We start from the raw sequence: 11,815 nt of genomic DNA, 5'->3' as shown, positions 1-11,815 counted from the left end.
GTAAGCCGGTTGAACCATTCGCCGCCCTCGAAAGCCCTGTGGGCCGCCGAACTCCCGCGCGCCGCTTGGATGGTCGCAGGCTGGTGGCGGCACCGGGCCATGCTCGCTGCGGCACCGCGTGGCGATGGGCGGCCGATCATGCTGCTGCCGGGCCTGTTCAACTCGGACCGCTCCAATGTCGTGATGCGGCGCTTCCTGAACCGCCTCGGGTACAGAGCGCACGGTTGGGGCCTCGGCCGCAATCTCGGCGTCCGCACGGTCGGCCCCGACGCCGACCGATTGATCGCGCGCATCGAGGAACTGGCCGCAACGGACGGCCCCGTGACGCTGATCGGTGTCAGCCTCGGCGGCATCATGGCACGCATGGTCGCGCACACCCGGCCCGATCTGGTGCGCGAGGTCATCACCGTGGCGTCGCCCTATGCCGGCTCCGGCAAGGCGACGAACGTCTGGCGCGCATTCGAACTGGTGACGGGAGAACGCCTCGAAGACCCGGCCGTGCAGGCCCGCAGCGAAGCGATCGCCCGCCCCCTGCCCGTTCCTGCCACCGCGATCTGGAGCCGCAGCGACGGGCTGGTCGCCGGCCACATCTGTCGCGCCGACGACTGTCGAGCCATCGAAGTGCGTAGCGGGCATCTGGGCGTGCAGCTTCGCCCCGAGGTGCTGATAGTGATCGCCAAGGTGCTGGCGGGCTGACCCGACCCTCCCCTCGCAAGAGGAGGGTCAGGGAGGATTCAGTCCCGCGCTACGTACCCGTCATACCCGCGCCGGCAGTCGCCGTCGTCGGGGTTCTTGCGGCAGCGCTTCTCGAACTCGCGACGTTCCTTGCCCTCGCGCGCCTCCGCCTTGCGCATCTTGCGGCCGTAGTTGCGGTCCGATTCTTCCTGGCTGGTGGTCGTCCAGTCGACCGCCTTGCCAGCGACCTGAAACGGCGCCTTTACAATGCTCGTCGCGGTGCTGATGCACCCGCCCAGCGGCAGCAGCAGGATCGGACCCAACAGCTTCAGTCTCATCGTCATTCTCCCGCCACCGCGTCGCGCGTCTCTACCCCGATTTGCGGAAAGTCGGTGAAGAAACCATCCACCCCCGACCGCAGCGCCGCCGCGATCTCGCCGCGCAGATCACCGTGCCCGCCCGCATCTTCACCGCGCCTGAACGATGGACCGAGGAAAGCATTCTCCGCCCGGAACGTCCACGGGTGCACGTTCAGCCCCGCCGCATGCGCGTCGCGGACCAGCGTGCCGCCGCCCAGCATCGCCTTGTCCGGCCCGATCCCGAATGCGTAGGTCGCGACCTCGGCCAGACCGGCCGGCGTCGTCATCGCGGCATAGCTGGCGACCGCCCCATCCGCGGGAGCACCGTCCGCGGCCAGCAACTGTATCAGCCGCAGCTTCGTCATACCCGCGATCCGCTTCAGGTTCTCGACCTCGAAAGACTGGATGAACACCGGCGCATCCGCCGTCGTCCAGCCCGCTGCGTGCAGCTCCGCCACCAGCGGCGCGTCGGTACCGAGGCCGATCCCCGCAAAATAGGTCGGGTGTTTGGTCTCGGGATAGATCGCAACGCCGTGCCGCTTCGCGAGCGCGATGATCTCCTTGAGCGTCGGCACCTCGTACCGCCCGTCATGCGCCGCGTTACCCGGCCGCAGCAACGGCAGCCGTTCGCGCGCGCGCAGTATCTTGAGTTCGGCGAGCGTGAAATCCTCCACGAACCAGTCCGTCACGCTGCGCCCGTCGATCGTCTTCGTCTTCCGCCGACCCGCAAACTCCGCCCGCGCCGCCACGTCGGTCGTGTCCGAAATCGCATTCTCGTGGCGGGCGACCAGCACGCCGTCCGACGTCGGCACCAGATCGGGCTCGATCACGTCCGCGCCCTGTTCGATCGCCAATTCGTACGCCGCCAGCGTGTGTTCCGGCCGCTCGCCGCTGGCACCGCGGTGGGCGATCACCAGCGGCCGATCAAACGCCTTGTATCCCATCGAATATTCATCCCGGCCAACAGCTTTGAGAACGTCTCGCAACGGGAGCCGTTAAGCTTACGCCGCGTTCCAAGCCCCGACTGATCAGACCTGCACCATCCGGGGGCTTCCATGCACTTTACCATCAACGACCGATCCTACGAGGCGGATGTCGACGTACGCACGTCGCTGCTCGACCTCTGCCGCGAGCATCTGGAACTGACCGGATCGAAAAAGGGCTGCGATCACGGCCAGTGCGGGGCCTGCACGATGCTGGTCAACGGCCGTCGCGTGAATAGCTGCCTGACGCTGGCGGTGATGCATCAGGACGACGAGATCGTCACGATCGAGGGGCTGGGACAGGTCGGCAACCTGCATCCGTTGCAAGACGCGTTCGTGCGGCACGACGGCTATCAGTGCGGATACTGCACGCCCGGCCAGATCTGCTCCGCGGTGGGGATGCTCGACGAGGTGAAGAAGGGCTGGCCCAGCCACGTCACCGGCGATCTGCATGACGCCGAACTGTCCGATGCGGAAATATCGGAGCGGATGAGCGGCAACATCTGCCGCTGCGCCGCCTACCCCAACATTGTCGACGCGATCCGCGAGGTGGCCGGCATGGGCGACCGCGACCCCGTCCTCAAGACCGCGGCGGAGATCGGCGCATGAAGACCTTTCAATACGCCCGCGCCGACAGCGCCGAGACCGCCGTGCAGGAGGCGATCGCCCAAGGCGCGAAGTTCATCGCCGGCGGCACCAACCTGCTCGACCTGATGAAGCTTCAGGTCGAGACGCCGGAAAAGCTCGTTGACATCACCCGCCTGCCGCTGGGTGAGATCGAGCAGCGCGAGGATGGCGGCCTGACGATCGGTGCGCTGGTCCCCAACAGCGATCTCGCCGCCGACCGCCGCGTCATCGACGGGTATGAAGTACTCAGCCGCGCGCTGCTGGCGGGTGCATCGGGCCAGTTGCGCAACAAGGCTACGACGGCGGGCAATCTGCTCCAGCGCACCCGCTGCTATTATTTCTACGACACCGCCAGCCCCTGCAACAAGCGCGAGCCGGGCAGCGGCTGCGGCGCGATCGGCGGGTTCAACCGCATCCTCGCGGTATTGGGTACGTCGGAAAGCTGCATCGCCAGCCATCCCAGCGACATGGCGGTGGCGATGCGTGCGCTGGATGCGACGATCGTCACGCTGAAGAGCGACGGCGACCGCCGGCGGATCGCGATCGGCGACTTCTATCGCCTGCCGGGGAATACGCCGCACATCGAAACCGCGCTGGAGCCGGGCGAACTCATCACCGCGATCGAACTGCCCGCACCGGTAGAGGGCGCGAAGCATCTGTACCGCAAGGTCCGGGACCGCGCCTCCTACGCCTTCGCGCTGGTGTCGGTAGCGGGCGTCGTAAAGATGGACGGCGACACGATCGCCTCTGCCGCGCTGGCGTTCGGCGGCCTCGGCACGATGCCGTGGCGCGACGCGGGCGTGGAGGCGGCGCTGGTCGGCCAACCGGCGACGACCGCCACGTTCGAGGCGGCGGCGGATGCGCTGCTCGCCGACGCGCGCGGCTACGGGTCGAACGACTTCAAGATACCTCTCGCCCGGCGGACGCTCATCGCGTCGCTGCGCGACCTGACGGGACGCTGATCCGATGTTCGAGAAACTCTTCGCTGGTGGCGACACCAACAGCCTGACGATGGATGCGCCGCATCCGTCCAGCCTGCTCGACAGCGGCGTACAGGGCGTCATTTCCCGCCCGATCGACCGGGTGGAGGGGCCGCTGAAGGTTTCCGGCACAGCCACCTATGCCGCCGAATACCGCCTCGACGACATGGTCCACGGCGTCCTCGTCGGCGCGAAGATCGGTCACGGCACCGTCGAGTCGATCGATTGCGAAGCGGTGAAGCTGATGCCCGGCGTCATCGACGTCGTGATCGACTTCGACACCTTCATCCGCAACTCGCAACAGGGCGGCGAAACCAACGCCCCGACGCAGGGCGTCAAGGAGGTCGATTACTTCGGCCAGATCGTCGCGATCGTCCTCGCCGACAGCTTCGAGAACGCCCGCGCCGCCGCACAGGCGCTGCCGATCCACTATACGAAGAAGGATGGCCAATACGCATTCGAGGAACATCGCGACGAGGCGGAGCCGTGTCAGGATTCGCAGGTTCAGGGCTATTACAAGCAGGGCGATGTCGACAAAGCGCTCGCGGAGGCCCCCGTCACGCTCGACGTGACCTATGTCACGCCCAGCCAGAACTCCGCCGCGATGGAGCCGCACGCGTCGATCGCGGTGTGGAACGACGACGCGCTGACGCTCTACGGCTCGTACCAGATGCCGACCTCGGACGCCGAGCAATTGGCGAAGTCGCTCGGCGTGCCGAAGGACAAGGTGCGGATCATCTCGCGCTATATCGGCGGCGGCTTCGGGTCGAAGCTGGGCATCGCGCCGGAGAGCGTCGCCGCCGCGATCGCGTCGCGCCGGCTCGGCCGGCCGGTCAAGGCCGTGATGGCGCGCCAGCAGGTGTTCGACGCCACCGTCCGCCGCTCCAACACCGAACAGCGCGTCCGCTTCGCGGCGGGCACGGACGGCAAGCTCACCGCAGTCGCGCATAATTCGCTGACCTCGAACCTGCCCGAGGAAACCTATTTCGAGCCGGTCGGCATCTGCACCCACTTCCTGTATTCGGGCGAGAACCGCTCGATCACGCACGATCAGGTGACGCTCAACATCCTGCTGTCCGGATCGATGCGCGCGCCAGGCGAAGCGGTCGGCATGGTCGGCCTCGAATGCGCGATGGACGAGCTGGCGGAGACGTTGGGCATGGACCCGATCGAGCTGCGCAAGGTCAACGATCCCGACCGCGATCCCGAACAGGACGTCCCCTTCTCGTCACGCCAGCTGTCGCGCTCGCTGGAAGAGGGGGCAAAGATGTTCGGCTGGGACCAGCGCAACCGGACGCCCGGCAGCCGGCGCGAAGGTGAGTGGCTGATCGGCATCGGCGTGTCCTCCGCCGCCCGCTCCAACATGCTCCAGCAATCCTCCGCCAAGGTCGAGATCCACCCCGACGGATCGGCGACGGTGTCGTCGGCGATGACCGACATCGGCACTGGCAGCTACACGATCATGGCGCAGATCGCGTCCGAGATCCTCGGCATCCCGGTCGAACGGATCACCATGTCTCTGGGCGACACCAACGATCCCCCCGCCGCCGGCTCCGGCGGATCATGGGGCGCGGCGTCGGCGGGCTCGGCGGTCTACCTCGCCTGCGAACGCCTGCGCGAAAAGCTGGCGGCGGCGATGGACGTCGATATCGACGTGCTGACGCTGAAGGACGGCATGGCGATCGGCGACAACCGTCAGAAGGCGATCGGCGACCTCGTCGGAGAAGGCATGCAGGCGCTCGGCGAGATCAAGCCGGGCAAGAACGAGAAACTCCATCGTCAGGCCAGCTACGGCGCGCATTTCGCGGAGGTCGGCGTCAACGCCGTCACCGGCGAAGTCCGCGTCCGCCGCATGCTCGGCGTGTTCGCCGCCGGTCGCATCCTCAACGCGAAGACCGCACGCTCACAATGCCTTGGCGGCATGACGTTCGGCATCGGCTGCGCGCTGACCGAGGATCTGATCCACGACCAGCGCACCGGCAAGCTCGTGAACCGCGATCTGGCCGAATATCACGTGCCCGTGAACGCCGACGTGCCGCAACTCGAAGTTCACTTCCTCGACGAGCGAGACATCCACGCCAACCCGATCCATGCGAAGGGCATCGGCGAACTCGGCATCTGCGGCGCCGCCCCCGCGATCGTCAACGCCGTCTACAACGCCTGCGGCGTCCGCGTCCGCGAAATGCCGATCACCTGCGACAAGCTGCTGGCAGGTCTGCCGCCGGTCTGAACCCCTTCTCCTTTCAGCTTCCCGTCGTTGCGAGCGTCGCGAAGCAATCCAGAGCCTCACGTCTAGGCTTGGATTGTCTCGCCTCGCTCGAACCGACGAACGGTGAACGACACCTTCCCGCCACCCTACCCCCACCCTATCTACGCAGCGGGCTAACAAGGATCAGCACGCGCATGGAACGAATGCAGGACCACGCGTCGCGTCCGGCCGGGCTCGACGGCAACGGTCAGGACATCCTCGGTCAGCCGCTGGACCGCATCGACGGTCCCGCCAAGGTCACCGGCTCCGCCCGCTACGCCTTCGAAGGCACGCCCGAGAACATCGCCTACGCCGCGATCGTCGGCGCACCCGTCGGTGCCGGTCGCCTGATCGCTATCGACGACAGCGCCGCCCGGGCCCTAACCGGCGTGATCGCCGTCATTCACGGCGATCCTCGCATGCCCGCAGGCGAAGCGCCTTCGCGCGGCATGCCTGCGCTCAATAGCCTCCACTTCCTCCACTTCGGTCAGCCCGTCGCGGTCGTCGTCGCGGAATCGCAACAGGTTGCTACCGAAGCCGCGCGCCTCGTGGACGTGCAAGTGGAAGCCGCCGAGGGCCGCTGGGACCCGCGCGAACAGCCGGTCGATCGCGATGCGAAGATCGGCTTCCTGCCGCCGATCGACATCGGCGACGTCGACGCAGCGCTCGCTGACGCGGCCGTGACGCTCGACGCCACCTACACCACGCCCGTCCACTTCCCCGCCGCACTGGAGCCGCATGCGACCACCGCGTGGTGGGAGGGTGACCGGCTGATCGTCCGCACCAGCAACCAGATCGCGGGATCGGCGCGCAACACCATCGCTCAGGTGATGAAGATTCCTCCCGAGCGCGTCCGCGTCCTCGCGCCGTTCGTCGGCGGCGGCTTCGGCGGCAAGACTGCGGTCGGCCCCGAAGTCATCCTCGCCGCGATCGCCGCGGAAAAGATCGGTCGCCCGGTCAAGATCGCGCTGCCCCGCCGCCAGACCGCGTACATGGTCCACCACCGCAGCCCGACCGTGCAACGCATCCGCCTCGGCACCGACGCGGACGGGCACATCACCGCCATCGCGCACGAAAGCGTCGCATCGCAGAACGATGCCGGCAGCTTCCTCGAACCCGTGCCGTTCGGCACGATCCCGCTCTACGCCGGTGCCGCCCGTCGATTCCGCACCGACGTGGTGCGCGTCGACCTGCCCGAAACCGGTGCGGTCCGTGCGCCCGGTGAGGCGATCGGTACCTTCGCGGTCGAATGCGGCATGGACGAACTGGCCGAAAAGCTGGGCCTCGACCCCATCGACCTGCGCCGGCGCAACGAGCCGAAGGCCGACCCGACCAGCGGCAAGCCCTTTTCCACCCGCCGCCTGCTCGACTGCTATGACGAGGGCGCACGCCGGTTCGGCTGGCCCGACCGTGTGTCCGACCCGGCATCGGTGCGCGATGGCGAATGGCTGATCGGCATCGGCATGGCGGCGGCGCTGCGCGGCAACTTCACCGTCAATGCGGAGGCGCGGGTCAGCGTCCTGCCCGATGGCCGCGCGGTGGTCGAGACGGACATGACCGACATCGGTACCGGCACCTACACGATCCTCGCGCAGGTTGCGGGCGAGATGCTCGGGCTCCCGATTGACCGCGTCGAGGTGCGGCTGGGCGACAGCGACCTGCCCGCCAGCGCCGGCTCCGGCGGTTCGTACGGCGCGGGCAGCGCGGGGTCGGCGGTGGCGCTGGCGTGCGAGGACATCCTCGCCGAACTTGGCCGCCGCATGAACGCCGCGCCGGACGAACTGCGCCTGCGCGACGGCTGCGTCCACGCCGGCGCGCGCACGGTATCGCTTGCCGACCTCTTGCGGAACGGCGAGCCGATCGTCGCGCACGGGAAAGCCGGATCGGGCAAGGAGAGCCAGCGCACCAGTCAGGCGAGCCACGGCGCGCAATTCGCGGAGGTTGCGGTCAACGCCGTCACCGGCGAAGTCCGCGTCCGCCGCCTGCTCGGCGTGTTCGACATCGGCCGCGTCCTGAATGCCAAGACCGCGCGCAGCCAATTGATCGGCGGCATGGCGTGGGCTTTGGCGTATGCGCTGACCGAGGACGGGATCGTCGACCCGCGCACCGGCCGTTTCGTGAACCCCGATTTCGGCGAGTACCACGTCGCGGTGAACGCCGACGTCCCCGCGATCGAGGCATTCTTCGTCGAGGAGATCGACGACAGTGCCAACCCCGTCGGCGCGAAGGGCGTGGGCGAACTCGGGATTGCCGGCGCGGGCGCGGCGATCGTCAACGCCGTGTACAACGCCACCGGGGTGCGTGTCCGCGACATGCCGGTGACCGTGGACAAGTTGCTCCCCGGATTGCCGCCGAACTAGACCCATTCCTCCCCTGCTTTTGCAGGGGAGGGGGACCGGCGCAGCCGGTGAAGGGGCGGCGTCCGGGCGGCCCGTTCATCCCGCTCCAATGCCCCTCCACCAGCTTCGCTGGTCCCCCTCCCCTCGCTGCGCGAAGGGAGGATTTAGGAAGAAGAAAGAAGAATGGCCGAGAACGATACCGTCATCGCCGCCGCCAAGGCCTGGGCCGGGGAACCGCTCGCGCTCGCTACCGTGGTCAGTACGTGGGGCTCGGCACCGCGTCCGCGGGGCAGCCACATGCTCGTCCACGCCGATGGGCGGTTCGAGGGCTCCGTATCCGGTGGCTGCGTCGAAAGCGACATCCTCCAGACCGCGGCGGAAGTGATCGCCGGCGCACCGTTTCAGGTGAAACGCTACGGCGTCGCCGATGCCGCGGCGTGGGAGGTGGGTCTACCCTGCGGCGGCGAGATCGCGGTGATGGTGCAACCGGTGTCCGCCACGGGCTTCGACCCCGAACTGTTCGACCGTATCGCCGAGGCCCGCGATCAGGGCGACGCGCTGACCGTCACCACCGACCTGTCGACGGGTCATTCCGACCTTCGCCCGGTCGGAACGGGGGAAGTGTTCGTCAACCGCTACGACCCGCCGCGCCGCCTGCTGATCGTCGGCGCGGTCCAGATCGCGCAGGCGTTGGCGGCGCTCGCGACCACGCTGGGGATCGAGACGATCGTCATCGATCCACGCGGCCGGTTCCTGACGGAGGAACGCTTCCCCGGCGTGACGCTCGACGATCGCTGGCCGGACGAAGCGATCGCGGCGTGGCGACCGGGTCCGGCGACCGCCGTCGTGACGCTGTCGCACGATACCAAGATTGACGACCCGGCACTGATCGCCGCGCTCGCCACCGATGCCAGCTATGTCGGCGCGCTCGGCAGCCGGCGCAGTCACGCCGCCCGGCGGGAGCGTCTGGCAGAGGCGGGCGTTGAGCCCTCCGCCATCGACCGCATCGACGCGCCGGTGGGAATCGATATCGGGGCGATCGGCCCATCGGAGATCGCATTGTCGATCGCCGCGGCCATGGTGGGAGCATTTCGTGATAAATCCCAATAGGCTGACGGTCGAACATACCGTCCTGATCCTGCTCGCCGCCGGTCGGTCGCAGCGTTACGGCGACATCGGGTCGAAGCTGGACGCCGAGTTCCTCGGCAAGCCGCTCGGCCTGCACGTCGCGGTGGCATTGGAGAGCGTGCCGTTCATGGCCCGCCTCGCGATCATCGACGGCGCGAAGCTCGATTACACCCCTCACGGGTTCGAAACGATCCACAACGACGATCCCGGAGAGGGCATGTCCCGCTCCGTCCGCCTCGGAGTGGAACGCGCACGGGAACTGGGCGCGGACGCGGTGCTGATCGCGCTTGCCGACATGCCGCGTGTCACCGCCGCGCACATCCTGCGCATGATGGACTCCGCCCACGGCGAGGACGCCGTGGTGGCCTCCAGCGACGGCAGCGAGACCAAGCCGCCGGCGATCTTCGGCAAGGGGCGCTTCGATTACCTGATGTCGCTGACCGGCGAAAAGGGCGCCGCCGACATGGTCAAGGCGGGCCGCCACGTCGTGACCAACCCTGCCGAACTCATCGACGTCGATACTGCCGAGGAGCTGGAGGAACTCCGCGCGCTGGTCCACGACGCGCGCGCCCACACGATCCGGTACGACGCCGCTACTCGTGACGGAGGGCGTCGATCGGATTGAGCGCGGCGGCACGGCGGGCGGGGAAATAGCCGAACACGACCCCGATCACCGCGGAGATGGCGAACGCGATCATGTTGATCTGCGGGTCGAACGTCCACGGCACCTGCATCAGCGGCGACAGCGCGAGGATGACGCCCTGCGCCAGCACCAGCCCGATCACGCCGCCCAGACACGACAGCGCCACCGCCTCGACCAGGAACTGCAACAGCACCTCCCGCGCGACCGCGCCGATGGCCAGCCGGATACCGATCTCCCGCGTCCGCTCCGTCACCGACACCAGCATGATATTCATGATGCCGATGCCACCGACGACGAGCGAGATCGCCGCCACCGCCGCGACGATCCGCGTCAGCAGCGTCGTCGTACCGGTCAGCGTGTCGCTGATCTGCTTCGTGTCGAAGATGTTGAAATCGTCTTCCTTGCCGCCGGTGATGTTGCGCCGTTCGCGCAACAGATCGCTGATCCCTGCCTGGACCGTGCTGGTCTGATACGCCTGATCGACGCCGACCAGCATCAGGCGGATATCCTGCGTGCCCGTGAAGCGCCGCTGCACCGCCTTGATCGGCATCACCACGACATCGTCCTGATCCCCGAACCCGCCCTGCCCGCGCGTGTTGAGCGTCCCGATGACTTCGCACGTGATGTTGCCCAGCCGGAACCGCGCGCCGACCGCATCCTGCCCGCGGAACAGGTTCTGGCGGACGGTATTGCCGATCAGGCACACGGCCTTGCCCGCCGCCTCCTCCGCCGGTGTCCAGTAGCGCCCGGCGGTCAACGGCCACGGCTGCACTGTCAGAAACGCCGCCGTCGTGCCGTTGATGGTCGTGGACCAGTTCGCGCCGTTGTAGATCGCGGTCGCGCTGGAACTCGCCTGCGGGGCGACGGCGGTGACGCCGGCGATCTGGTTCGCGATCGCCTCGACATCCGCTTCCTTGAAGTCGGGCGGACGTGGGCCGCCGCCGCCGCGGCCGAATCCCTGTCCGGGACGCACCTGAAGCACGTTGGTGCCCAGCGCAGAAATCGACGCCTGCACCGCCGACGTGGTCGCCTTGCCCAGCGTGACCATCGTCACGACGGCACCGACGCCGATGACGATGCCTAATATGGTCAGGAACGACCGCAGCAGATGCCGCCGGATCGACCGCAGCGCGAGGATAAGCGTGGTGCCGAGCATCAGTCCGCCTCCACCCTCTCACCCTGCCGATGACGAGACTCGATCCGCTCCACCAGCCCATCCTTGAAATGCACGACCGTCCGCGCGAACGCCGCCATGTCGGGTTCGTGCGTGACCATCAGCACGGTGATGCCGGCGTCGCGGTTCAGCCCGGTCAGCAGCTCCATGATCTCCACCGACCGTTCGGAATCGAGATTACCGGTCGGCTCGTCGGCCAGCAGCACGTCGGGGCTGGTCACGATCGCCCGCGCGATCGCCACGCGCTGTTGCTGACCGCCAGACAGTTCGGCGGGCGTGTGATCCCACCAGTCCGCCAGCCCGACCTTGTCGAGCGCGGCCATGCCCAGCTCGCGTCGCGCCTTCTTGTCCTCACCCCGGTACAGCAGCGGCAGCTCGACATTCTCCAGCGCCGACGTGCGGCTGAGCAGGTTGAAGCCCTGGAACACGAAGCCGAGATATTTCCGCCGCAACAGCGCGCGCTGATCGCGGTCCAGCGTCTCGATATGGTGGCCGCGAAACATGAACTCACCGCCCGACGGCACGTCGAGGCACCCAAGGATGTTCATCGTCGTCGACTTGCCCGACCCCGACGGTCCCATCACCGCGACGAAATCGCCGCCCTCTATGTCGAGGTCGACGCCCTTCAGCGCCTGGAACATCGTCGCGCCGCTGCCATA

The 11,815-nt window shown here is 67.7% G+C and carries 11 protein-coding genes; 7 read left to right on the top strand and 4 right to left on the bottom strand.

Features of this window, described 5'->3' with window-relative positions; genetic code table 11:
- Positions 1-9: 9 nt before the first annotated feature.
- A complete protein-coding gene (locus AC0CH8_RS08025; RefSeq protein WP_465239425.1) occupies positions 10-696 on the top strand; it encodes an esterase/lipase family protein in 687 nt (228 codons plus the stop codon).
- A 38-nt stretch (positions 697-734) separates the two neighbouring features.
- On the opposite strand, the gene AC0CH8_RS08020 is transcribed toward AC0CH8_RS08025, so the two are convergent.
- On the bottom strand, positions 735-1,013 hold the full coding sequence (locus tag AC0CH8_RS08020) for a hypothetical protein (RefSeq protein WP_465239424.1): 279 nt from the start codon (positions 1,011-1,013) through the stop codon (positions 735-737).
- Between the two features lie 2 nt (positions 1,014-1,015).
- A complete protein-coding gene (locus AC0CH8_RS08015) occupies positions 1,016-1,978 on the bottom strand; it encodes a glycerophosphodiester phosphodiesterase (protein ID WP_465239423.1) in 963 nt (320 codons plus the stop codon).
- A 111-nt stretch (positions 1,979-2,089) separates the two neighbouring features.
- On the opposite strand from AC0CH8_RS08015, the gene AC0CH8_RS08010 reads away from it, so the two are divergent.
- The 6 genes from AC0CH8_RS08010 to AC0CH8_RS07985 all read left to right on the top strand — a co-directional run bounded on the left by AC0CH8_RS08010 (position 2,090) and on the right by AC0CH8_RS07985 (position 9,964).
- Positions 2,090-2,626: a 2Fe-2S iron-sulfur cluster-binding protein gene (locus AC0CH8_RS08010; RefSeq protein WP_465239422.1), complete on the top strand. Its 537-nt coding sequence runs from the start codon at positions 2,090-2,092 to the stop codon at positions 2,624-2,626.
- The gene (locus AC0CH8_RS08005) at positions 2,623-3,606 is read left to right on the top strand and encodes an FAD binding domain-containing protein (RefSeq protein ID WP_204195961.1); all 984 of its coding nucleotides are present in this window, start codon (positions 2,623-2,625) and stop codon (positions 3,604-3,606) included. Before AC0CH8_RS08010 ends, AC0CH8_RS08005 begins: the two co-directional genes overlap by 4 nt.
- 4 nt (positions 3,607-3,610) lie before the next feature.
- On the top strand, positions 3,611-5,854 hold the full coding sequence (locus AC0CH8_RS08000) for a xanthine dehydrogenase family protein molybdopterin-binding subunit (RefSeq protein WP_465239421.1): 2,244 nt from the start codon (positions 3,611-3,613) through the stop codon (positions 5,852-5,854).
- A 173-nt stretch (positions 5,855-6,027) separates the two neighbouring features.
- Positions 6,028-8,232, top strand: coding sequence for a xanthine dehydrogenase family protein molybdopterin-binding subunit (locus AC0CH8_RS07995; protein WP_465239420.1), 2,205 nt, complete (start codon positions 6,028-6,030; stop codon positions 8,230-8,232).
- A 162-nt stretch (positions 8,233-8,394) separates the two neighbouring features.
- Positions 8,395-9,321, top strand: coding sequence for an XdhC family protein (locus AC0CH8_RS07990; RefSeq protein ID WP_465239419.1), 927 nt, complete (start codon positions 8,395-8,397; stop codon positions 9,319-9,321).
- Positions 9,305-9,964 (top strand): nucleotidyltransferase family protein, encoded by a 660-nt coding sequence (locus AC0CH8_RS07985; RefSeq protein WP_465239418.1) that lies wholly within the window; start codon positions 9,305-9,307, stop codon positions 9,962-9,964. Before AC0CH8_RS07990 ends, AC0CH8_RS07985 begins: the two co-directional genes overlap by 17 nt.
- Here the strand turns inward: AC0CH8_RS07985 and AC0CH8_RS07980 are convergent.
- On the bottom strand, positions 9,933-11,138 hold the full coding sequence (locus AC0CH8_RS07980) for an ABC transporter permease (RefSeq protein WP_204195966.1): 1,206 nt from the start codon (positions 11,136-11,138) through the stop codon (positions 9,933-9,935). The genes AC0CH8_RS07985 and AC0CH8_RS07980 overlap by 32 nt on opposite strands.
- On the bottom strand, positions 11,138-11,797 hold the full coding sequence (locus AC0CH8_RS07975) for an ABC transporter ATP-binding protein (protein WP_204196175.1): 660 nt from the start codon (positions 11,795-11,797) through the stop codon (positions 11,138-11,140). Before AC0CH8_RS07975 ends, AC0CH8_RS07980 begins: the two co-directional genes overlap by 1 nt.
- Positions 11,798-11,815: the final 18 nt, after the last annotated feature.

The sequence above is a fragment of the Sphingomonas sp. AC435 genome (assembly GCF_979253005.1).
The sequence above is the reverse complement of the archived record's forward strand: the minus strand, read 5'-3'. Positions and strand labels throughout refer to the sequence as shown.

Coding starts and splice junctions, on each gene's coding strand:
- AC0CH8_RS08020 (WP_465239424.1), bottom strand. CDS start 1,013: ATGAGACTGAAGCTGTTGGGTCCGATCCTGCTGCTGCCGCTGGGCGGG.
- AC0CH8_RS08015 (WP_465239423.1), bottom strand. CDS start 1,978: ATGGGATACAAGGCGTTTGATCGGCCGCTGGTGATCGCCCACCGCGGT.
- AC0CH8_RS08010 (WP_465239422.1), top strand. CDS start 2,090: ATGCACTTTACCATCAACGACCGATCCTACGAGGCGGATGTCGACGTA.
- AC0CH8_RS08005 (WP_204195961.1), top strand. CDS start 2,623: ATGAAGACCTTTCAATACGCCCGCGCCGACAGCGCCGAGACCGCCGTG.
- AC0CH8_RS08000 (WP_465239421.1), top strand. CDS start 3,611: ATGTTCGAGAAACTCTTCGCTGGTGGCGACACCAACAGCCTGACGATG.
- AC0CH8_RS07995 (WP_465239420.1), top strand. CDS start 6,028: ATGGAACGAATGCAGGACCACGCGTCGCGTCCGGCCGGGCTCGACGGC.
- AC0CH8_RS07990 (WP_465239419.1), top strand. CDS start 8,395: ATGGCCGAGAACGATACCGTCATCGCCGCCGCCAAGGCCTGGGCCGGG.
- AC0CH8_RS07980 (WP_204195966.1), bottom strand. CDS start 11,138: ATGCTCGGCACCACGCTTATCCTCGCGCTGCGGTCGATCCGGCGGCAT.
- AC0CH8_RS07975 (WP_204196175.1), bottom strand. CDS start 11,797: ATGTTCCAGGCGCTGAAGGGCGTCGACCTCGACATAGAGGGCGGCGAT.